General features: G+C 61.6%; 18 protein-coding genes. 7 read left to right on the forward strand and 11 right to left on the reverse strand.

Going from position 1 to position 22,793, the window contains the following annotated elements; all coding sequences use genetic code 11:
- The first annotated feature begins 194 nt into the window (after positions 1 to 194).
- The 6 genes from NE623_RS10525 (at position 195) to NE623_RS10550 (ending at position 8,073) form a co-directional block, all read left to right on the forward strand.
- Complete coding sequence (locus NE623_RS10525; RefSeq protein ID WP_256272401.1) at positions 195 to 1,682, forward strand: MFS transporter; 1,488 nt, start codon at positions 195 to 197, stop codon at positions 1,680 to 1,682.
- A gap of 76 nt (positions 1,683 to 1,758) precedes the next feature.
- A complete protein-coding gene (locus tag NE623_RS10530) occupies positions 1,759 to 3,954 on the forward strand; it encodes a glycoside hydrolase family 2 protein (RefSeq protein ID WP_256272402.1) in 2,196 nt (731 codons plus the stop codon).
- Positions 3,951 to 5,762: a family 43 glycosylhydrolase gene (locus NE623_RS10535; protein WP_256272403.1), complete on the forward strand. Its 1,812-nt coding sequence runs from the start codon at positions 3,951 to 3,953 to the stop codon at positions 5,760 to 5,762. The genes NE623_RS10530 and NE623_RS10535 overlap by 4 nt, the downstream gene beginning before the upstream one ends.
- Positions 5,763 to 5,765: 3 nt before the next feature.
- Positions 5,766 to 6,569 carry an SGNH/GDSL hydrolase family protein gene (locus tag NE623_RS10540; RefSeq protein ID WP_256272404.1) on the forward strand — a complete coding sequence of 268 codons (804 nt, stop codon included), beginning with the start codon at positions 5,766 to 5,768 and terminating at the stop codon, positions 6,567 to 6,569.
- Between the two features lie 13 nt (positions 6,570 to 6,582).
- On the forward strand, positions 6,583 to 7,431 hold the full coding sequence (locus tag NE623_RS10545; protein ID WP_256272405.1) for a sugar phosphate isomerase/epimerase family protein: 849 nt from the start codon (positions 6,583 to 6,585) through the stop codon (positions 7,429 to 7,431).
- Positions 7,432 to 7,542: 111 nt separating this feature from the next.
- The gene (locus NE623_RS10550) at positions 7,543 to 8,073 is read left to right on the forward strand and encodes a hypothetical protein (protein ID WP_256272406.1); all 531 of its coding nucleotides are present in this window, start codon (positions 7,543 to 7,545) and stop codon (positions 8,071 to 8,073) included.
- A gap of 79 nt (positions 8,074 to 8,152) precedes the next feature.
- Here NE623_RS10550 and NE623_RS10555 read toward each other — a convergent pair whose 3' ends face one another.
- Positions 8,153 to 10,765 carry a family 78 glycoside hydrolase catalytic domain gene (locus NE623_RS10555; RefSeq protein WP_256272407.1) on the reverse strand — a complete coding sequence of 871 codons (2,613 nt, stop codon included), beginning with the start codon at positions 10,763 to 10,765 and terminating at the stop codon, positions 8,153 to 8,155.
- 238 nt (positions 10,766 to 11,003) lie between these two features.
- Between NE623_RS10555 and NE623_RS10560 the strand changes: the two genes are divergently transcribed.
- Entirely contained in the window at positions 11,004 to 13,955 is a 2,952-nt protein-coding gene (locus NE623_RS10560; protein ID WP_256272408.1) for a glycoside hydrolase family 2 TIM barrel-domain containing protein, read from the forward strand.
- 68 nt (positions 13,956 to 14,023) lie between these two features.
- On the opposite strand, the gene NE623_RS10565 is transcribed toward NE623_RS10560, so the two are convergent.
- Genes NE623_RS10565 through NE623_RS10610 form a run of 10 tightly spaced genes read right to left on the reverse strand, consistent with a single transcriptional unit; the run spans position 14,024 to position 22,792 of the window.
- The gene (locus NE623_RS10565) at positions 14,024 to 14,692 is read right to left on the reverse strand and encodes a precorrin-8X methylmutase (RefSeq protein ID WP_256272409.1); all 669 of its coding nucleotides are present in this window, start codon (positions 14,690 to 14,692) and stop codon (positions 14,024 to 14,026) included.
- A 3-nt stretch (positions 14,693 to 14,695) separates the two neighbouring features.
- On the reverse strand, positions 14,696 to 16,192 hold the full coding sequence (locus NE623_RS10570; RefSeq protein ID WP_256272410.1) for a cobyric acid synthase: 1,497 nt from the start codon (positions 16,190 to 16,192) through the stop codon (positions 14,696 to 14,698).
- Entirely contained in the window at positions 16,189 to 17,241 is a 1,053-nt protein-coding gene (gene cobD / locus NE623_RS10575) for a threonine-phosphate decarboxylase CobD (RefSeq protein ID WP_256272412.1), read from the reverse strand. The genes NE623_RS10570 and cobD overlap by 4 nt, the downstream gene beginning before the upstream one ends.
- Positions 17,242 to 17,253: 12 nt before the next feature.
- Positions 17,254 to 18,210: an adenosylcobinamide-phosphate synthase CbiB gene (gene cbiB / locus NE623_RS10580; RefSeq protein WP_256272454.1), complete on the reverse strand. Its 957-nt coding sequence runs from the start codon at positions 18,208 to 18,210 to the stop codon at positions 17,254 to 17,256.
- Positions 18,207 to 18,806, reverse strand: coding sequence for a histidine phosphatase family protein (locus NE623_RS10585; RefSeq protein WP_256272414.1), 600 nt, complete (start codon positions 18,804 to 18,806; stop codon positions 18,207 to 18,209). Before NE623_RS10585 ends, cbiB begins: the two co-directional genes overlap by 4 nt.
- The gene (locus NE623_RS10590; protein ID WP_256272415.1) at positions 18,800 to 19,117 is read right to left on the reverse strand and encodes a bifunctional adenosylcobinamide kinase/adenosylcobinamide-phosphate guanylyltransferase; all 318 of its coding nucleotides are present in this window, start codon (positions 19,115 to 19,117) and stop codon (positions 18,800 to 18,802) included. The genes NE623_RS10585 and NE623_RS10590 overlap by 7 nt, the downstream gene beginning before the upstream one ends.
- Entirely contained in the window at positions 19,118 to 19,870 is a 753-nt protein-coding gene (locus NE623_RS10595) for an adenosylcobinamide-GDP ribazoletransferase (RefSeq protein WP_256272416.1), read from the reverse strand.
- Positions 19,867 to 20,391 carry a bifunctional adenosylcobinamide kinase/adenosylcobinamide-phosphate guanylyltransferase gene (locus NE623_RS10600; protein WP_256272417.1) on the reverse strand — a complete coding sequence of 175 codons (525 nt, stop codon included), beginning with the start codon at positions 20,389 to 20,391 and terminating at the stop codon, positions 19,867 to 19,869. Before NE623_RS10600 ends, NE623_RS10595 begins: the two co-directional genes overlap by 4 nt.
- Positions 20,385 to 21,449, reverse strand: a complete 1,065-nt coding sequence (gene cobT, locus NE623_RS10605) for a nicotinate-nucleotide--dimethylbenzimidazole phosphoribosyltransferase (RefSeq protein ID WP_256272418.1) — start codon at positions 21,447 to 21,449, stop codon at positions 20,385 to 20,387. Before cobT ends, NE623_RS10600 begins: the two co-directional genes overlap by 7 nt.
- Positions 21,446 to 22,792, reverse strand: coding sequence for a cobyrinate a,c-diamide synthase (locus NE623_RS10610; RefSeq protein ID WP_256272419.1), 1,347 nt, complete (start codon positions 22,790 to 22,792; stop codon positions 21,446 to 21,448). Before NE623_RS10610 ends, cobT begins: the two co-directional genes overlap by 4 nt.
- Between the last annotated feature and the right edge of the window lies 1 nt (position 22,793).

The raw sequence follows: 22,793 nt of genomic DNA on the forward strand, positions 1-22,793 counted from the left end.
CTTACAGCATAGCACAGCGGGGGCAGTTTGTAAGCGCACAAATTCACAAAAGAGGGTAAAAATTCATTACAGAGGTAAAATGCCACGAATTTTTGTACGCGGTTATTGGTTTTTACCCTGTACAATCCTGCGGAAGCTGGTATAGTAAAGTCAGTACGAAAGCCCACTGCGGATTTTTACAGGAGGAAAACAATATGTTCAAAAAGAAACCCACTGCCTCAGAAGTTGACGGCGTGCAATACCGCCGCGCCAAAACATGGCAAATCATCTGCTACGCCTGCAACGCGCTGGTCGGTATGAGCGTCTACTCGCTCATCGGTATGGCCAGCTATTCGGCCAGCATCGGCTACGGCATTACCACCGCCGCGGTTGGCATCATCCTGACCTGCACCCGTATTCTGGACGGCATCACCGACCCGCTGCTGGCCTTTGTGTATGACCGCGTCAACACCAAGTTCGGCAAGCTGCGTGTGCTGCTGATCGCTGGCTACCTGATTGAAGCGCTCGCCCTGTACGGAATGTTCACCGGCTTCTCCTCCAAGGGGATGGGGCTGGTCACGTTCACGCTGCTGTACGTGGTCTACGTCATCGGCTACACCACCACCAATATGACGGCGCAGACGATTCCCGCCATTATGACGAATGACCCGCGCCAGCGCCCGACCCTCGGCGTCTGGACGACCGCATTCAACTATCTGGTGCCGATGGTTATGTCCATGGTGCTCAACGTCGTCCTGCTGCCCAAGTGCGGCGGCACCTATAATCAGGCATTTCTGACCTCTGCCTGCAATATCACCCTGATCGTGGCCGCCATCGGCACCCTGCTGGTATGCCTCGGCGTTTCCAGCTATGATAAGCCAGAAACCTTTGTCGGCACCAAGAAAACCGAACCGCTGAAGATGGCCGATATTGTCGAGGTCCTCAAGCACAACAAGCCGCTGCAGTGCTACATTGCGTCCAACGCATCCGACAAGCTGGCTCAGCAGGTCGGCAGCCAGGCCATCATCAACACAATTCTCGGCGGCATTATCATCGGCAATATAGCTCTTGGCACGATCCTGACGGTCATCAGCATGGTGCCGTCCATCTTCTTCGCCGCTTTCGGTGCCAAGTATGTCGGCAAGCACGGCAGCAAAAAGGGCATTGTCAATTTCACCTGCATCAGCATGGTCATCACCGCTGTTATGGTCGTGTTCTTCATTGTCATTGACCCCAAACAGATCGGTGTCATGGGCAGCCCCGCCATGATTATCTATGTCCTTCTGTCTCTGCTGCAGAACGGCTCCAATATGTGCATCACCACCTCCAACACCTCGTACATGGCCGATGCCATCGACTTTGAGCTGGACCGCAGCGGCCGCTACATTCCCGCCGTTGTCTCCGGCACCTACAGCCTGGTCGATAAACTCATCACCTCTTTTGCCGCCGTGATCGCCACCGGTGCTGTTGCGCTGCTGGGCTACACCGCCACGATGCCCCAGCCCACCGACCCTTGCACCCCCGCTATCTTCTGGATGGCTATGGTTCTCAAGTTTGGTCTGCCTATCATCGGCTGGATCATTACGCTGATTGCCATGCGCAGCTGCCCGCTGACCAAGGAGGAGATGGTCAACGTCCAGAAGCGCATTGCCGAGAAGAAGGCTGCTGCCCAGTCTGAATTCTTTAAAGAACAGCTTCAGTAAGCCCACCCCACAAAAGCCGAAAGGGCTGCAAACCCTTTCGGCTCTTTGCGGTTAAAACCACACAAGGAGTCATTTTATGAGCAAGACCATTTTACTGAATCAGGATTGGATTTTTTCTAAAGACGGTCACGACGAGACCGTCACCCTGCCCCACACCTGGAACGCCGTGGATGGGCAGGACGGCGGCAACGATTACTACCGCGGCACCTGCCACTACACCAAGACCCTCACCGCGCCGGAGGTTCCGGCCGGCGGGCGCGCCGTGCTGCAGTTTGACGGCGCGGCCATGACCGCCGTGGTCAGCCTGAACGGAGAGAAGCTGGCCGAGCACAAGGGCGGCTACTCCACCTTCCGCGTGGACATTACCGACGCCCTGCGCCCCAGCAACAATATACTGACCGTCACGGTGGACAACAGCGACAATGACACGGTCTACCCGCAGAAGGCGGATTTCACCTTCTACGGCGGCATTTACCGCGATGTAACGCTGCATATTGTGCCCGCCGCCCACTTTGCCCTTGCCGCAAACGGCGCTGTGCCCGTCAAGGTGACGCCCATCGTCACCGACCTTGCCGCCCGCCGCTGTGAGGTCACGGTGGAGGCCGCTGTGGTAGGTGCCGAAAGCGTGACCTTCACGCTGGACGGCCAGCAGACCACCGCCGCGGTGGAGAACGGCACCGCCAAGGCCGTGTTCACGCTGGAGCACGCCCGCCTGTGGGACGGCCTCGACGACCCCTACCTCTACACCGTCACCGCACAGCTGGAAAACGGCGAGAGCGAGACTGCACGCTTCGGCTGCCGCAAGTTTGAGATCGACCCGCAGAAGGGCTTTATTTTGAACGGCCGCCCCTATCCCCTGCGCGGCGTCTCCCGCCATCAGGACCGCAAGGGCGCGGGCAATGCCATCACCCGCGAGATGATGGAAGAAGATATGGCGCTGATTCTGGAGATGGGCGCGAACACGATTCGCCTGGCCCACTACCAGCACGCGCAGGCGTTCTATGACCTGTGCGACGAGAAGGGCGTGGTCATCTGGGCCGAGATCCCCTACATCACAATGCATATGACGAACGGCCGCGCCAACACGCTGACCCAGATGGAGGAGCTGATCGTCCAGAACTACAACCACCCCTGCATTGCGGTCTGGGGGCTCTCCAACGAGATTACCGCCGCCAGCGCCGTGAATGAGGAGCTGCTGGAGAACCACCGCGCCTTGAACGAGCTGGCCCACCGGCTGGACCCGACCCGCCTTACCACGATGGCAAACGTCTTTATGCTGGAAATCACCAGCCCGATCCTGGAAATTCCTGATGTGAACAGCTACAACCTCTATTTCGGCTGGTATCTGGGCGACCTTGACCAGAACGATGATTTCTTTGACGAGTACCACGCCAAGTACCCCGACCGCTGCATCGGCTTCAGTGAGTACGGCGCGGACGCCAACCCGGCCTACCAGTCGAGCACCCCCGAGAAGGGCGACTACACCGAGAGCTATCAGTGTGTCTACCACGAGCATATGGCAAAAATGATTGCCGACCGCCCGTGGCTGTGGGCCACCCACGTGTGGAATATGTTTGACTTTGCCGCCGATGGCCGCGACGAGGGCGGCAAGCACGGCGAGAACCAGAAGGGACTTGTGACCTTTGACCGCAAAATCAAGAAGGACGCCTTCTACCTCTACAAGGCCTATTGGAGCAAGGAGCCGTTTGTCCACATCTGCGGCAGCCGCTATGTCGACCGCGCCGAGGACGTGACCGAAATCAAGGTCTACTCCAATCTGCCGGAGGTGTCCCTCTACAAGGACGGCCATCTGGTGGAAACGCAAAAGGGCGATAAGGTGTTTGTTTTCAAGGCACCCATCACCGGCAAGCACACCTTTGAGGCCCGCGCCGACGGCCATTGCAGCGTGATTCTTGTCAACCGCGTGGCCGAGCCGAACCCGGACTACTCGATGCCGAACCGCCAGATCGTCAACAACTGGTTTGACGGCGACATTGACGAGAGCTGCTGGAGCATCAAGGACAATATGGCCGCCGCGATGGCCGATGCCACGGTCGGGCCGATCCTGAACAAGATGAACGAGAAAAACGTTGCTGCCCGCGGTGATGTGGCCGCCGCCGTCAAGGACAACCCCGCGCTGGTTGCCATGATGCAGCGCGCCATGCAGCGCATGACGATTGAGAGTATGCTCAAGCAGGCCGGTGCCGATGTCGAGAGCATAAAGCAGCTGAACCGCGTTCTGCAGGGCATCCAGAAGGAGGATCCGCAATGAAAACCTACTGCAACCCGCTGGATCTGGGCTACCGCTACCAGCATATGAAGGAGGGCGAGCGCATCGCCGGCTTCCGCGAGGGCGCTGACCCGACACTGGTGTACTTCAAGGGCAAATATTACCTGTTTGTGTCGATGTCGGCGGGGTTCTGGTACTCTGACGATCTGCTGCACTGGGATTTCCATGCCGACCCGGATCTGCTGATTTATGACTATGCACCCGATGTGCGCCAGGTGGGCGAGTACCTCTACTTCTGCGCCAGCCGCAAGGGCCGCAACTGCCCGATTCTGCGCACCGCCGACCCGCTGACCGAGCCCTTTACCGAGGTCAGCTGCTCGTTTGATTTCTGGGACCCCGATATCTTCTGCGATGACGATGGCCGGGTCTACTTCTACTGGGGCTGCTCCAACACCACCCCCATCTGGGGCGTGGAGCTTGACCCCGCCACGATGGAGCCGATTGGCGAGAAGCGGCCGCTGATTTCCGGCTGCGAGGAGGCGCTGGGCTATGAGCGCCCCGGCGACAACGGCATTGTCGACCGCGAGGCCAGCGTGCTGTACAAATCCGTGCACCAGTTCTACAACGAGGCCACCGGCAAATTGGAGCTGCCGCCCCAGATGGCACAGGTGCCCGGCCTGAACGCCGAGGTGCTGACCGCCATGTACAACGCCATCGGCAAGCCCTACATCGAGGGCGCGTTTATGACCAAGCACGATGGTACGTACTATCTGCAGTACGCCTGCCCCGGCACCCAGTACAACACCTACGCGGACGGCGTGTACACCGCCAAGGATCCGCTGGGGCCCTTCACGCTGCAAACGTCCAATCCCTTCTCCGCCGTGCCGGGCGGCTTTATGACCGGCGCGGGCCACGGCAGCACGATTGCCGACAAGTACGGCAACTACTGGCACGCCGCCACGATGCGCATTTCGGTCAACCACGATTTTGAGCGCCGGGTGGGGCTTTTCCCTGCCGGGTTTGATGCGGACGGCGTGCTGTTCTGCAACCAGAATTTTGCCGACTACCCGCACGAGATTCCCGCCGGTAAGTTTGACGCCGCCGCTGTGCAGCCGTGCTGGATGCTGTTGAGCTACCGCAAGGCCGTGACGGCGTCCTCCACCGCCGAGGGCAGCGCCCCCGCCAACGCGGTAAATGAAACCTGCCGCGACTGGTGGAGCGCAGGCAGCGACAAGCCCGGCGAATGGCTCTGCGTGGACTTGGGCGCAGAGAGCGATGTGCGCGCAATTCAGGTCAATATGGCCGATGAAAAGCTGGTGGTGGACTTCCCCGCCGACAGCTACGGCGATGACCGCAAGACCCGCCGCATCGAGACGCGGCCCCAGCTCAGCCACTACCGGATGGAAACCAGTCTGGACGGCGAGACATGGACGCTGCGCGAGGATGTGGCCCGCGAGTGCTCGAACGGCTACTATGCGTATGCGGACGGCATCCGCGCACGGTACATCCGCGTGATGGGCGGGGCCCTGCCCTACGGCCAGACGCTGCGCATCAGCGGGCTGCGGGTGTTCGGCAACGGTGCGGGCGCACGCCCCGCCGCCGCCAAGGCCGCTGCCGTGCGTGTGGACGCGCTGGACGGCAAAATCAGCTGGCAGCACCTTGACAACGCGCAGGGCTGCAACGTGCGCTACGGCACCGCGCCCGACAAGCTCTACCATAGCTGGCTGGTCTATGACGCGGACGAGGTGACCCTCTCGACCCTGATGGCCGGACAGACCTATTATATCTGCGTGGACAGCTTCAACGAGAACGGCATCACCGAGGGCGATGTTGTCAAGATGGAGGGGTAAGCCATGGCAGCAGAAAAGAAAAAACGGAACGTGAAAAAAATTGTGGTGCGCGTCCTGATTGGCGTTGCAGCGTTCCTTTTGGCGGAATGGTGCTTCATCGGCTGGAAGTTCAATTTCGGGCCGTTCAAGGCTTTGGGGGAGATTCGTTTGAAGGGTATGCCCGGCAACAGCGATGACTATGACTTTTCCAAAATTGAGCCGATGGAGAACAGCCCCCTGCAGGGCAAAACGGTTCTGTTCCTCGGCTCCTCGGTCACGAACGGTGCCGCCGCGCTGCACCAGTCCATCCCGGAATATTTTGCCGCACGGATGGGCTGCACCGCCATCAAGGAGGCCGTGGACGGCACCACGCTGTGCGACACCGGCAAGAGCTCCTACATCCAGCGTATGCTGAATAACGTGGACCCCGACCAGCAGATTGATTTGGTGGTCTGCCAGCTCTCCACCAACGATGCCTCCAAGGGGATGCCGCTGGGGGATTTCGGCGATGATACCGCCACCATCACCGGCGCTATCGAGTATATTATCCGCTACGCCAAGGAGACGTGGCACTGCCCGGTTGTGTTCTACACGAACGCCCGCTATGACAGCGACGCCTACCCTGCCATGGTCAGCCGCCTGTATGAAATTGCCGAAAAAGAGGACGTTGGTGTGCTGGATTTGTGGAGCGACGATGCCTTCAACAGCATCAGCGAGGAGCAGCGCGCCCTGTACATGAAGGACAACATCCATCCCTACAAGTCTGGCTACCGCGACTGGTGGGGCCCGGAGCTGGAAAAGCAGCTGCTTGCCTATCTGGAACAGTAAACGAGGTGTTTGTATGGCTATCAAAGCCGTCCAGCAGTTTATGCTGGGAACCGTTTTGGGAAATGAAAATCAGGCACGGCAGACCCTGGCCGCCATGAAAGCCGCAGGCTACGACGGCATTGAGCTGTGCGGGTTTATGATTCATCCCATCGGCTTTATGGTGCGGCTGCTGACCAAAGCGGCCGGTATGCCGGTCGGCAAGGGCGGCAACCTTGACTGGCACAGGCTGGTCAAGGAGGCCGGGCTGCAAGTCGTCAGCCTGCACACCGATTTGGGCAGTCTGGAACGCGATGCCAAGGCCGTGGCCGACGAGGCCAAGAGCTTTGGCACCAAGTATGTTGTTATTACCGGAATGTACCGCTTTGACTACGGTGACGAGGCCACCATGCACGAGCTGGCCGCACGGCTGAACAAGGCCGGTGCGGCGCTGAAGGCCGAGGGCGTGGAGCTGCTTTACCACAACCACAACTGCGAGCTGCGCCATGTGAACGCCGAAAAGCGTGCCTACGACATTTTGTTGGAGGAAACCGACCCACAGTACGTCAATTTTGAGTTTGACAGCTACTGGTTCACCGAGGGCGGCGCGAATGCCCTTGCGTGGATGCAGCGCCTTGGCACCCGCATGAAGCTGTGGCACATCAATGACCGCGGCACCCGCCTGACCGGCCCCGCCGTAACGCCGATACTCAAGACCGACAGCATGGAGCTGGGTACCGGCAATATGGACCTCGACAGCCTGATGGCACAGGCGCTTTCTGTCGGCGTAGACGCCGTGATTCTGGAAAGCCACCGCAACTGGGTGGATAACTCCCCCGTCAAAAGTTTGCAGGTCAGCGCCGAATATCTGAAACAGTATACTTAAACCGCAATCCCCTGCCCGAAAGGACAGGGGATTTGCTTTTCCTGCGTTGAAACTCAGTTTTTTGTGTGATATACTTAGGGCAGAAAATCGGAATTTTGGGAGGAATAAAATTTGAAAGTAAAGAATAAGAAACGATTGATAATATTTTCAACTTTGTATATAGTTGGTTATTTATATTTTTGTATATTTGGTGGAATCAATTATGGAATGAAAATTTCAGATAATCCAGCTCTAGACATCATGATCAGATCTTCCGGCTTTCCTGTTGGTGTACGTAATTTGTCGCTTGTGATATTTATATGGATTATACTCTCTTTTTTTCTGGTGCTTTCTATTTTATGGCAAACAGATTTAGCTGGGCAAAAGTTAAACAGAACAGCTTTGATTTGCTTGGGAATCAACCTACTGTTCACTTGTTTATCGAGAGGTATTGTAGAGAGTATTGTCAGTGGTGTTGCTGAGGGACTTTTTACAATGCTGATAATTGTTGCTGTTCTCTTTGCTATCGTTGGTGTCGCTATAGGAATCACTTATTTCGTACAAAAAAAGAACGGAGTATTGAATTCATATGAGGCATTTTCTGATATTATGACTGAACATGAGTTTGAACGATGGCAAAAAAGAAAGAATAAAATAAAATAACCAACTTCCAGTTTATCAAAAACAGCGCCTGCCCTGCCGTAAGTTTTACGGCAGGGCAGGCGCTTTCCTCTTATACTGTTTATACTGTGTGCTTTCCGGGGGCAAGGGTAAACTTACGCCCATCGGGCAGGGTGACATCGGCGGTCAGGTTGGCGGGGATTTCAAACTCATAGGTCACCGCGTCGCCGTCATACTGCCAACCGCTTACGATGCGGCCTGCCGGGGAATCGTAGGCAGCTTTCGCCCAGCCCAGCGATTTGTCGGGCGTAGGTGCAATCGTCAGTGCGCCGTCCGTGTACCGGATGCCGCACACACCGCCGAACAGCCAGCCGCAAATCGCACCGTAGCTGTAATGGTTCAACGAATCGTGCGGCTTGCCGTTTTCGTCAATGCCCGTCCAGGTTTCCCAAACGGTCGTGGCGCCCTTGCCGACCTCATACAGCCAGCCGGGGGCGTCGGGCTGCAAAAGCAGCTTGTAGGCAGTGTCCGCATAGCCGTATTTTGCCAGCACATCGCACAAAAACGGCGTGGACAAAAAGCCCGTGTTCAGATGATAACCGTTCTCGATGACCATCTGGTTCAGCGTTTCGGCGGCAGCTTTGCTTTCGTCCTCGCCCAGCAGGGCAAAGGCAATGGCGCGGACATACTCGCACTGGCGGTCAGACTTGATAACGCCGTTCTCGGTAAACGCCGCGCGGTAGGCTTTTACAGCATTAACAGCGGTGTCGCGGTAGTTGGCGGCATCGTCCGCCTTGCCCAGTGCATCCGCTACTTCCGCCAGCAAGCGCCCGGAGTAGGCCAGATGCGCCGTACCCACGCTCTTGCGCGGGTTCATCATCGCCTGCATGGGAGTGATACCCGGCTCGCACCATTCGCCGTAGTCCATGCCGTTTAAAACGGTGAACTTGGCGTAATCGCCGCCCTGCTGCTCGGCAGTCGTCTGCTGCGCACGTCCAAGCAAAAAGCCGTACCAGCGCTGCATCATCTCATAGTTGTCCGCCAGAATCTTGCGGTCACCCGTGCGCTTGTACAGGGCATACGGCACCAGAATCGCCGCATCGCCCCACCCTGCCGACATGCAGAGCATCGGGGTCATATAGCCGGGGCGGGCGTTCGGCGGGGCAATGTTCGCCATGCGCCCGTCCGGGTACTGGTTCAGGCGGCACTCCGCCAGCCATTTTTCCGCCACGGGGTAGCAGTCCATCAGGGTCAGGCCGGTTTCAATAAACACGCCCATATCCCCTGTCCAGCCTGCGCGTTCGCGGGTCGGGCAGTCGGTGGGAATATCGCAGAAGTTGCCCTTCTGGCTCCAGATGCTGTTCTTGACAAGCTGATTCACCGCGTCATTTCCGCAGGTAAACGCGCCCGTCACCGCCATGTCAGAGTAGACGGCGTGGGCGGTAAACACGGCGTCGGACAAATCGGCGTCGGTTTCGACCTTGGCGTAGCGGAAGCCCATGATGGTGAAGCTGGGCTTAAAGTGGTTTTTCCCCTCTTTACAGACAAGCTCCAGCATCTGGGCCGTGCCGCCCTCCTTGTGGCGGGCGCGGTCCTGGAAGTTTTCTTGGGTAAAGTTGCCGTTCTCGTCCAGCGTCTCGCCGCAGGTCAGAAGCAGGCGCTGGCCCGCGTGGGCCGTGAGGGTGATTTCCACATAGCCCGCAAGGTTCTGGCCGAAGTCAATCACCGTCTCGCCGTTGGGCGTTTGCAGCAGCTTGCCGGTAAAGGCCTCGTGCTCGAGCACCGGCACGGTGTTGCTACCGCTGACCGGCAGTTCGTCACGGTAGGTGCGCACGCCGTGCCAGCCGGTGAGCGCGCCCTCCAGCCGGGCATCGTAGACCTCTCCCTGCTGCATATCGTTCTGGCGGATGGGCCCGCATTGGGTGGCCTGCAGCTCGTCATCCGAGACGCAGACCGCCTTGCCGTCGACCTCGAGCTGAAACAGCACGGCCAGCGTATCGCCGAAGAGGTCGCGGTCACCGTCCACGCCGCTGGTGCTGCGGTGCCAGCCGTCACCAAGGGCAATCAGCAGCTCGTTCTCGCCCGCCTGCAAAAGCGGCGTTACATCGTAGGTCTGTGCACCCAGATGCTTGTTGCCGGTAAAGCTGCCGGGGGTCAGCACCTGTGCCCCCACGCGCTGGCCGTTGAGGTAGGCCACGTACAGACCCTTGGCCGTGATGTACAGCCGGGCGTCCCCCTTGGGCGCGGTGAAGCGGCGGCGCAGGAAACTGGCCGGGCGGTGAGGCTTGTACGGCTCTGCCGCGCCCTTGCCCGCGGCCTCCTTCTCGGCCTGCTTGCGCTCCCAGTTCGGGCGGGCAAAGGCGTTGATGGCATCGTCACCGGGGATGTCCGGCTCCTGCGTTTCGGGGTCAGCCCACGCGCCCAGCCAGTCGGCGGGGGCAAGGCCAGTTTCAAAGGCAGCCTCGCTCCATGCGCCGGGCTGGTCATTCTCGTCCCACAAGCGCACCTTCCACGTGCCGCGCAGGCGCGAGCCCGCGACAGCCGGGGCCTCGGCGTGCATGGTGCTGCCCGCGGTCTTGCCGCTTTGCCAGAGGGGCTGGCCACCCGCGGTCAGCTCAATTTCATAGGCCGTCTGGCGCACGCCGTCCGCGCACTGCCAGGACAAAAACAGCGGCCCGGCGTCCATGCCGAGGGGCGCTGTCAGATGGTTGGTTTGTAAATGTACAGCTTTCATTCCGGTTTTTCTCCTTTTGGGGTGTATACCTTTATTATATAGGAATACCCGGAATCCGGAAACGCAAAAATTCGTGTTGAGGGGTAAATATTTGTGGAAATGGCAGGCAAACGGGGAACGGCTGCTTGCGGGACAACCGGCGGGGTATTTCTGAAAAATGTATACTTTCTATAGTGACCTATGCTATAATGGGTGTATTGGCCGTGTGATACCGGCAGACAAGAAAAGGGATGAGACGATGCACTATCAACTCAACACAACCAACTATCATAATTTTGCCACCTTCGCGGTGAATAAGCTGCCGCCGCGCTCTTACTTTATCCCCTACCCCGACCGCGCCGCGGCGGACGCTGTGACCCCCAAGCAGAAGCGCTACAGCTCCCCCAAGGTGCAGTGCCTGAACGGCCAGTGGGATTTCAAATTCTACCCGCGCCCGGCCGAGCTGCCCACCCAGCTGGACACCGATGCGGTCGCCTTTGACCAGATCGACGTGCCCTCCTGCTGGCAGTTCCGCGGCTATGACCGGCCGTTCTATGTCAACATCCGCTACCAGTTCCCCTACAAGCCGCCTGTGATTCCCACCACCGGCAAGGCGGGCCGCGTCTTTTCGTGGCTGGGCTGCGATACCGGCATCCGCCTGCAGTGGAAGGCCCCCGGCGAGGAGTACAACTTTGTCGGCGTCTACCGCCGTTTTCTGAATATCGACAATGCCCACAAGCGGCACATTATCTCGTTTCTGGGCGTTGCCAGCTGCATGGATTTGTACGTCAACGGTGCCTTTGTCGGCTATTCCGAGGGCGCACACAACACGGCAGAGTTTGACCTGACCGGCAAGCTGCACAACGGGCAGAACGAGCTTGTGGTGGTGGTGCACCGCTGGTGCAACGGAACCTATCTGGAGGACCAGGATATGTTCCGCAACAACGGCATTTTCCGCGATGTGCTGCTGCGCACCGAGGAGCCGAGCGATTTGTGGGACATGGATGCCAAAACCGAGAAAACGGCGGACGGCTACACCCTGACGCTGACGGCGCAGACCCTGGGTGATACCGATGTGACCTTTACCCTGCAGGGGCACGGCCTGACGCGCACCTCCACCGCACACGCCGAGCACGGCACCGCGCAGGCGGTGTTCACGGCGCTGGACGTGACCGAGTGGAACGCCGAGGCCCCGACCCTGTATGACATCTACTTTGAAACCGCCACCGGCTGCGTGAAGGAGAAAATCGGCTTCCGCACCGTTGAAATCAAGGGGGACGTGTTCCTGCTGAATGGCCGCAAGCTCAAGCTCAAGGGCGTCAACCACCACGATACCGACGCCGCCAACGGCTACACGATGAGCCCCGATGACATTGAGCGCGATTTGCTGGTCTGCAAGCAGTTCAACATTGACACGGTGCGCACCTCCCACTATCCCCCCGACCCGCTGCTGCTGGAGCTGGCGGACGAGCTGGGCATCTACCTTGTGGACGAGAACGATTTGGAAACCCACGGCACATTTGCCATGCAGATTCCGCCGACCTACAACTCCATCAGCAATGACCCCAAATGGGAAAGCCACTATCTGGACCGCATCCAGCGGCTCTATCAGCGCGATAAAATCCACGGCAATACGTCCGTTATTGTGTGGAGCCTTGGCAACGAGGCCGGCGGCTACCACAACACCGACGCGATGTATGACTACCTCAAGCTCCACTCTGCCCTACCGGTCCACTACGAGAGCGCCATCCACTGCAAGCGGCAGGCCTACGATGTGGGCAGCGAGATGTACCCCAGTGTGAAGATGGTGCACGATGTGGGCGAAAAGTGCCGCAAGCAGGCCCGGCTGAATGACCGCCCCTACTTTATGTGCGAGTACGCCCACGCGATGGGCGTGGGCCCCGGCAACACCGAGGCCTACTGGCAGGAAATTTACAGCTATGACAGCCTGATGGGCGGCTGCGTCTGGGAGATGGTGGACCACGCCGTGCTGCACAAGGACGGCAGCTACACCTACGGCGGCGACCACGGTGAGTGGGAGCACGACCGCAACTTCTGCGTGGATGGCCTGTTCTACCCCGACCGCAGCCCCTCCACCGGCGCACGGATTATGCGGTACATCTACCGGCCCATCCGGGTGCGCCATATCGGCGGTGAGCAGTTTGAAGTGTTCAACACCACCGCCTTCTCGGTAGGGCGGTATCAGCTGACCTTCCGCTGGAATGACGGCAGCGAGACGGTGCTCACCCCGCAGACCGCGCCGCTGACGAAGGAGACCGTCACCGTGCCGCTGGGCAAGGCGGTGGACGGCCTGCAGGCCGTCACCATCACGGCAACCGACCTGACCGACAGCCGCGTTGTGTCCGAGGAGCAGCTGGTGCTGGCGCAGGAGGTTTCTGCCGCGCCCGCTGTGACGGCTCTGCCCGCAGAGGCGACCGTGGAAAACGGACGCCTTGTCTGCCGCTGCGGCGGCAAGGTGGCCGTGACCGGCGCAGAGGAAAGCACCCTGCTCTACCGCGCCCCTACCGACAACGATGTGGATGCGATGTTCCACAACCTGATGGCCCCCTACACCCACCAGACCGAGGAGGTCGTCTTTTCCGGGAAAACGGCGAACGGTTGGAAAATTATTACGAAGCTGCGCAACAAATGCGGCAGCTATACCGTGACCGATACCTATCAGGGCACTGAACGCGGCGTGCTGGTGACCAGCGTGCTGCACCGTGTTTCCGGCGGGCGGGAGGTGCCGCGCTTCGGCAAGTGCTTCCGACTGGACGCCGCGTTTGACGCGGTGCACTATCTGGGCCGCTGCGGCGAGAGCTACTGCGATATGAAAGACCAGTTCCCCATCCGCGCCGTGGACTGCACCGTGGCCGATATGGTGGAGCCGAACCTGCGCCCGCAGGAAAGCGGCAACCGCACAGACTGCACCGTGGCCGCCGTCAGCGATGGCAAGATTCGCGTGGTCTTTGAGGCCGTGGGCCGCCCCTTTGAGCTGGGCATCAAGCCCTACACCGACCGCGAGCTGCTGGCGATGAAGCACCGCGAGGACGAGGTCCGCACAGGCACCTATGTGACGGTGCAGGCCTTCCAGCAGGGCATCGGCACCGGTGCCTGCGGCCCGGGCGTTATGCCGGAGTACCGCTATAAGCTGGATTCGGACTATACGCTGCAGTTCCTTGTGCGCATTGAGGACGAGCCCGCCCGGTAACTGTTATACACAAAGATAAAAAGCGCCTGCGAACGGCAAAAAACCGTTCGCAGGCGTTTTTTCGTATATCAACTCCAGCCCCTTGCCTTCGGGTCCAGCATCTCGGCGGCGGCGTAGAGCAGGGCGTTGCAGATGGCGGCGGCCACGTTGCTGCCGCCCTTGCGGCCCATCGCCACAATGGCGGGCACGCCGTATTGTGCACAGGTGGCATACAGGCGCTCCTTGCTTTCCACCACGTTCACAAAGCCGACCGGCACGCCGATGACCAGCGCCGGGCGCAGGCCCTGCTCAATTTCCTCGGCAATCGTCAGCAGGGCCGTGGGGGCGTTGCCCACCGCCAGCACCGCACCGGGGTATTCCCGCGCGGCCTTGTGCATGGCGGCCACGGCGCGGGTGGTGCCATCCGCCTTTGCGGCGGCGGCCACTGTGGGGTCGGCCATAAAGCAGAGCGCCTGCCCACCCAGCCGGGCAAGGCCGGGCTTTGTGATGCCAGCCAGCGCCATATTGGTGTCGGTGATGATGGTCCCGCCGCGCACGGCGGCCAGCCCCGCCGCCACCGCGCCGGGCGTGAAGCGCAGATTCTCGGCATAGTCAAAGTCCGCCGTAGTGTGGATGACCCGCTTGACAACGGCGGCGTTCTCCGGCGGGATTTCCAGCCCGCGTGCGGCCAGCTCCGCGGTGATAATACCCATGCTGGTACGCTCAATATCGGCCGGTAAATGATGCTGTGGCGTCATTTTTTACACTTCCCTTCGGGGGTTGGCAAGCCCCATGGCGGCATAGACGGCGTCCATATCCAGCGCCTTGCGCACGCCGTCCGCCAACAAATCAAACTGCTGCTCGCGGTAGGCAGCCATCGTGAGGGGGGCGGCCGTCTCTGCCGCAAGACCCCGCCGCGCACACAGGTAATCCGCCAGCCTTGCGGTCAGCTCGCCGCTGTCAAACAGACCATGCAGATACGTGCCGAACACATTGCCCTGCACGCAGCCCTCCGGCGTGCCGTCCGCATAGCGGCAGAACGGTGCGCCCTGCACGGCGGTGCGACCGGTATGGATTTCGTACCCGGTCAGCGCGGCCCCGGCAAAGGGCGGCGTGGCGGTGGCCGTGACCTGTGTGCGGCGCTTTTCGGCGGTAAAAACCGTCCGGGTCGGCAGCAGCCCCAACCCGCGCAGGGTCTGCGGGCGGCCACCCTCAGTGCCATGGGTATCGTCCAGCGTCTCGCCCAGCATCTGGTAGCCGCCGCAGACGCCGAGCACCGGTGTGCCGCCGCGGGCATATTTAAGCACCGCAGCTTCCAGCCCCGACTGGCGCAGCCAGAGCAAATCATGGACCGTATTTTTTGTGCCGGGCAGAATGAGCAAATCGGGCGCGCCCAGCTCCCGCGTGCCGGCTACATACCGCACACCCAGCAGCGGGTGCTGCTCCAACGGCATAAAATCCGTAAAGTTGGAGATGTGCGGCAGCCGCACAATGGCCACATCCAGCGGCTTTACGGCGGCTTTGTTCTGCAGGCGCGGTGCCAGAGAGTCCTCGTCCTCCACGTCCACCTGCAGATACGGCACCACGCCCACCACCGGCAGGCGGGTCTTTTCTTCCAGCATGGCAAGGCCCGGGCGCAGAATTTCCACGTCTCCACGGAATTTATTGATGATAAGCCCGCAGATGCGCGCACGCTCGTCCGCTTCCAGCAGCGCCACGGTGCCGTACAGCTGGGCAAACACACCGCCGCGGTCAATGTCCCCCGCCAGCAGCACCGGGGCATCCACCAGCTTGGCCAGCCCCATATTCACAATGTCGTCAGCCTTGAGGTTGATTTCCGCAGGGCTGCCCGCGCCCTCGATGACGATAATGTCAAATTCATCGGCAAGACTATCGTAGGCACGCAGAATATCCGGGATAAGCGCCTTCTTGTGGCGGAAATATTCCCGCGCAGGCATATCGCCGCGCACCTCACCGTTGACGATGACCTGGCTGCCCACATCGCTGCTGGGCTTGAGCAGGATCGGGTTCATCCGCACATCCGGCTCCACGCCCGCGGCCTGTGCCTGCACCACCTGTGCGCGGCCCATCTCCAGCCCATCCCGGGTGACAAAGCTGTTCAGCGCCATATTCTGGCTTTTGAAGGGTGCGGCCCGGTAGCCGTCCTGCGCAAAAATGCGGCAGAGCGCGGCGCAGAGCAGGCTTTTGCCCGCGCCGCTCATCGTGCCCTGCACCATAATGCACCTTGCTTTTTTCATGCCAGTATCTCCCCCATTATCTGCAGCAGCCGGGTGTTTTCCTCCGCCGTGCGCACCGCCGTGCGGTACCACGCGGCATCCAGCCCGGGATAGTTGGCGCAGCTGCGCACCACCGCACCGCGGCGGCGTAGCTTCTCCCCGAAATCCGGCGTTGCACGGAACAAAAGATAGTTAGCCTGCCCATCCATCACCCGCAGACCCAACGCCCGCAGGCCCGCAGCCATGCGGGGGCGCTGCTCTGCGATAAGGGCGCGCACCGCGCCCGCGTAGGCGGTCTCCTGCAAGGCCGCCAGCCCCGCGGCCTGCGCAAGGCTGGACACGGCCCACGGCTGGCCCGCACCGCGCATTTTTTCAAGCAACGTTGCATCACCGCAGAGCGCATACCCCAGCCGCACGCCCGCCATGGCATAGAGCTTGGTGAAAGCCTTCAGGATGATAAGCTGCGGCGCATCGCGCAAAAGCTGCTTGGCGGTCCATGCATCACGGTCTGGCAGGAAGTCGAGGAAGCACTCGTCCACCACCAGCACCGCGCCGCACTCGGCACAGCGGCGCACAAGGCGCTCCACCAGTGCGGGCGGCGTCACCTGCCCGGTGGGGTTGTTTGGCTGGCAGAGAAACACAATGTCTGTTTCCGGCGTAACAGCGTCAATAAATTCCTCTGTCACGGCAAACTCGTTTTCCTCCCGCAGGAAAACACGCTGCACCGCACAGCCCACAGTTTGCAGTGCGGCCTCGTACTCGGCAAAGGTCGGTGCGGGCAGCAGGGCGCGGCGCGGGCGCACCGCCAGCGCCAGCCGGAAAATCAAATCCGCCGCGCCGTTTCCGCAGAGAATCCAGTCTGCGGGGACACCCTCGGCCCCGGCCAGCGCCGCACGCAGCTCCCGGCACAGGGGGTCAGGGTAGCGGTCGGCTGTGGGCAGCGCGTTTGTTATAGCCGCCGCCACGCCCGCGGGCAGCCCCAGTGGGCTGACATTTGCCGAAAAATCCAACGCATCCCGGCCAAATTCTGCGCGGTAGCCCGCCCAGTCACCGCCATGTACCAGCTTCATTTTTCTGCCTCCTTACCCTGCCAACAGCAACCGCACCGCCAGCCCGATGACCAGCGCCAGCACGCTTTCGGCGTACATCATACGGTTGGCCCGCAGAATATCCTGCGGCTCGATGGGCCGCAGCGGGTCACCGATGGTCGGCTTATCGTAGTATTCGCCAAAATAGCAGGCCGGCCCGGCCAGCTGCACGCCCAGTGCCCCGGCGCAGGCGCTCTCGGTCTGGGCGCTGTTGGGGCTGGCGTGGTTGTGCCGGTCACGCCGCCAGATACGCCACGCCCCGCGGGCGCTGTTGCCGGTCAGCGCAGCCGCCGCCACCCACAAAAGCGCGGCAAGGCGGCTGGGCAGCCAGTTGGCGGCATCGTCCAATTTGGCGGCACAACGCCCAAAATAGAGATATTTCTCGTTTTTATAGCCCAGCATACTGTCCATCGTGTTGATGGCCTTGTAGGTCAGCGCCAGCGGCGCGCCGCCGATGAGCATATAGAAAAGCGGCGCAATCACGCCGTCGCTTGCGTTTTCAGCCACGGTCTCCACGGCGGCCTTCGTCACGCCCTCGGCGGTCAGCGCCTGCGTGTCACGCCCCACAATGCGGGCCACGGCGCGGCGGGCTGCGGGCAAATCGCCCTTCACAAGCTCCCTGTACACGTTGCGGCTTTCCTGCACAAGGCCCTTAGCGGCCAGCGCCTGCGCGCACCAGAACATCTGCAGTGCCAGCCCCAGCGCCGGGTGCAGCGCCGCCGCCAAATGGCAGGCCAACCCGGTCACCGCCAGCGTGCCCAGCGGCAGCACGGCGACCACAACGCCGCCGCCCACCAGCTCCCCCTGCGGTGTTTTGGACAGAGCTGTGCGCAGGTGGTTTTCCAGTGCGGTGATACAACGGCCCATAAGTACCACCGGGTGGGGCAGCCACGCCGGGTCACCGAACACGGCGTCCAGCAAAAAACCACCCAGCACCGCCCAAAAAATCAACATTGGCTCTCCTTTGTGTACTGCACCGTTTTGACAAGATGCAGAATATGCTCCCTCTGCCAGTCGCGGGCGTCCAGCACAAAGCCGCCCGCGTTGGGGCCGCACCACGCGTAATAGTCCCTGTGCGGCAGGGCGTAGCGCTCCAGCGCCGCCATCTGGGTGCCGCCGTGGGCCAGAATCACCAGCATTTCCTCGCCGTCCGCCAGCGCCTTATCCACCAGCGCCGCAAACGTTGTGCAGATACGCTCAGAGAATTCCGCCTTGCGCTCACCATCGGGGCAGGCGCTCTCACAGTTGGCCGCCACCCACGCAAGGTAGTCGGGGTCATGCTCCATCTCCTTGTAATTGCGGCCCTCAAAGCTGCCGAAGCACATCTCCTTGAGGCCGTCCACCGGCACAAGCCTGGCACCCGGGAATAGAATTTCCGCCGTCTGTTTTGTGCGCTGCAGCGTCGATATATAGACAACCCGCGGGTTGATATCCGCACGGCAGAGCTGGTTTCGCCCTTTCTCCGAAAGCGGGATGTCCCGCTGGCCCTGATAGCGCTTCTGGGCGTTGTACTCGGTCAGGCCGTGGCGCAAAAGATAAATCAACATTCCGGCAATTCTCCTTTCAGCACGGTGGGCAGGCCGCAGAACATCTGCACCACGCAGTCCGCCCGCGCCGCCAGCAGGCAGGCAAGGCGGCCCGCCGCCTCCCGCGCTGCGCGCTCGGCCGGGTCCGCGGGTACAACGCCGCCGCCCACCTCTGTGGCGGTCACCACGTCGCAGGCGGCCAGCTCGTCGGCCAGCGCTTCCAAGTCGGCAGCAGCCACAGCCAGCGCCTGCACGTCATAGCGCTGTCGCCCGCCGAACCGCTGCGCAAAGGTGCGCTTGCCGCTGTAAAGCGGCCCTGTGATGAACAGCATTTATAACATCCCCCACCATTGGCAGGCGGCCAGCGCCGCCAGCATCCAGATTTCACATTTTTGCAAAAACCACCCGGCCAAATCGCCGGTGATGCCGCCGAACTGCTGTACGGCCAGATGATGATACCGCAAAAACACGGCGCACGCCACAAGAACCAGCGCCCAGCCGCCCAGCGCGGCAACCGCTGCCGCCAGCACGGCGCAAAGCACCGCCAGCACACGGCGCACCCGGGTGCGGTCCGCCGCCGTGGCAAAGGTGTGGGCAAGGCCGGTGTTTTTTGCCAGCGGAAAGGCAGCCACCGCCAGCCCGGAGAGCGCACGCTCCCCCACCAGCGCCAGCATCCACAGCACGCCAAGGCGCGGCGTGAACTGCACACAGCAGCACAGCGCAAAATACGCCGCAAAGTAGCTGCACAGCCGTATCACGGCGAACGCGCCGCAGTGGGGGTCCTTGAGGATTTCCAGCTTTTTCGCCGTATCACCGTAGCTGGAAAGTGCATCGCAGGTGTCGGCGTAGCCATCCAAATGGATGCCGCCGGTAACCCACACCGGCACAAGGCAGAAGCCCGCCGCCCGCGCCACGGCGGGCAGCGGCAGCACGCCGCACAGGCACCATAGCGCCCCGCACACCACCCCAACCAGCGGAAAGGCACAGAGGGCATACCGCATATTTTTTGCGTTCCAGTCAAACTGCGGCACCGGCACCGCGGAGAACATGGCAAACGCCACCGCAATCGTCTGCAGGGCTGTCATTGTGTTTCACTTCCTTTATAATAGACCGGGATGCCGCAGACCACCCGCACCACGGCATCGGCGCGGGCGGCGGCGGCGTTGTTGACGGCAGCCAGCACCCGCAGATAACGGTCGGTATCGCCGAGATAGTCTGCCCCGCCGCTGAACACCTCGTTCGAGACAAGTATCAGATTTTCACATTGCAGCGTCAGCTTTTCGATGCCTGCCAGAATCTGCTCCGCCGTGTGCGCCCCGGCACCGTCGGGACTGTATAGCTCGTTGGCGGTCAGGTTGCCCAAATCTTCGAGCAATACCGTGCCGCGCTGCGGCAGGCGCACGCGGTCAAGCTGCCGCGGGCACTCGATTGTGTCAAACTGCTTTTCAGCCCTCATGGCGCGGTGCTTTGCCACACGGGCGGCACACTCCGCGTCCCAGATCTGCATCGTGGCAAGGTAGGTTCTGGGCAGCGGGCTTTGCAGGCAGAGCCACTCCGCGTAGGCGCTTTTGCCGCTGGCCGCCCCGCCGATGACCAGCGTCAGCATTGCGGGGTATACGGCGCAATGCCGCCCTCCGTGAAGGAGTAGCATCCATTGTAGACGGCCATGGCCATATCCCACAGCGGCAGGCTGGCCACCGCGCCGGTACCCTCGCCCAGATGCAAATCAGCGGTAATCAGTGCTTTTTTGCCAAGAGCCTCCAGCACAAGCTGCGCACCGGGCTCACTGGAGGCGTGGCTGGCGAACACGGCCTTCGCGGCAGCCGGGCAGAGCCGCACCGCGCAGAGCGCCGCCACGCCGCTGATGAAGCCGTCCATCACAATGGGGATGCTTTCAAGCGCGCCGCCCAGAAAGACGCCGCACAGCCCGGCTATGTCAAAGCCGCCCAGCGCGGCCAGCACGCCCAGCGGGTCCGCCGCATCGGGGGAATTTACTGCGATTCCGCGTTCTATCGCTGCTATTTTGCGCTGCAAACCCTCATCGGAGAGCCCGGCTCCGCGCCCGGTCAGCGCTGCCGGGGGGCGGCGAAGCAGAACGCTTGCCACAGCGCTGGAGGTTGTGGTGTTGCCAATGCCCATCTCGCCGGTGGCCAGCAGCTGCACGCCGCTGCGCTTTTGCGCCTGCACCAGCGCAATGCCCGCCGCAATGGCCTGCAGGGCCTCGGCGCGGGTCATGGCGGGGCCGTGGGTAAAATCCGCGGTGCCCGGCGCCACGCGGCAGTCCACCGCACCGGGCACCGGGGCACCCGCAATGCCCATATCCACCGGGACAACCGCGCAGTGCGCCGCCGCGGCCATGCGGCAGACGCTGGTGCGGCGCAGCGTCAGATTTTCGAGCACGGCGCGGGTCACGGTGGCATCGGTCTGGCTGACGCCCTGCGCCACCACGCCGTTGTCCGCGCAGAGCACCAGCACGGCGCGGCGGGTGAAGTCCGGCGCAGGGTTGCCCATCAGGGCGGCGGCGTCCTCCACCATCGTTTCCAGCCGGCCCAGCCCGCCCAGCGGCTTTGCCAGCGACGCCCAGTGGGCGTGCGCGGCGGCGCGGGCTGCTTCGTCAGCGGGGGTCACGGCTTTGAGCAGATTTTTGAGCTCCTGTTCGGTCATAGTTCTTCCCTTTTATAGCGTTCGGCGGCGGCCACAAACCGCTGTGCAAGCGGCGTGCCCGCCCAGTAGAGATGCGGAAATCCAGCGTAGAGATGTGCATTTGCAAAGCCGCAGGCCCACTGCCTACCGTTTGCCTTGGCGGCGGTGAGCGCTGTGCCATTCTGCGTGGAGTCCCAGTGGTGGAACTCATGCGCGGGGAACTGCTCCCCCGCTGCAAACAGCATACTGTCCGCCTGCGCGGTCAGCGTGGCATAGCCGAACCGCACAAGCCGCCCGGTTTTTACCCCCTGCCCCGGCAGGACGCCCGCCATCAGGTGGGGCGTGCCGTCCGCGTCCTCAAGCGTCTGGCCGAGGTAGAGAAAGCCGCCGCACTCGGCTGCGGTGGGCAGGCCGTTTTCGACCGCGGCCTTTATGGCGGCGCGCATCGGCGCGTTGGCGGCAAGCTCGGCGGCGTAAAGCTCCGGGTAGCCGCCCGGCAGGTACAGCCCACCAATGTCCGGCGGCAGGGCCGTATCCTGCAATGGGCTAAAAAAGCACAGCTCTGCGCCGTTTTCCTGCAGAGCCTCGAGCGTTTCTGCGTAGGTGAAGCAGAACGCGGCATCCCTTGCCACCGCAAGGCGCACCCTTGGAGGCACGGCAGCAGGCGGGGCAGCGGCGGGCGCGGGGCGGTCAAACAGGCGCTGCAGAAGCGGCCAGTCGATGCTGCTTTGCGCGGCATCGGCCAGCAGTTTGAGCCTTGCCTGCAGATTGGCAATCTCGGCGGCGGTTTTCAGGCCCAGATGGCGGCTTTCGATAGCGGCCCCGGGCAAAAAAGGCAGATACCCCACCACCGGCAGGCCGGTTTCTCTTTCGAGCATAGGGCGCAGCATTTTGTACAGGTTTTCGGTGCAGTCATTGAGCAAAATCCCTGCGATATGGTGCGGCGTGCGGAAGTTCAGCAGGCCGCGCAGCGTTGCCGCCAGCGTCAGGCTGGCACCCTTGGGCCGCACAACCAGCAGCGCGGGCAGATTCAGCGTGTCCGCCAGATGCCACGCGCTGGCGGTGTCGCTCACACCGCCAAGGCCGTCATAGTAGCCCATGGCACCCTCCACCACCGCCGCGCCGTGCCCTGCCGCGTGCCGGGCGTAAAGGCTGCGCACCGTCTCCGGGGTAGAAAAGAACAAATCCAGATTGTGACTTTCCACGCCGAGCACCGCACGGTGGAACATCGGGTCAATGTAGTCCGGCCCTGCCTTGAACGCGCAGGGCGTCAGCCCACGCGCAGCCATTGCGCCCAGCAAAGCACATACTGCCGTTGTTTTTCCGCTTCCGGACTGCGGTGCCGTCACTACCAGCTGCAGCATC

Source organism: Gemmiger formicilis (assembly GCF_024462815.1).
GTDB lineage: Bacteria > Bacillota > Clostridia > Oscillospirales > Ruminococcaceae > Gemmiger.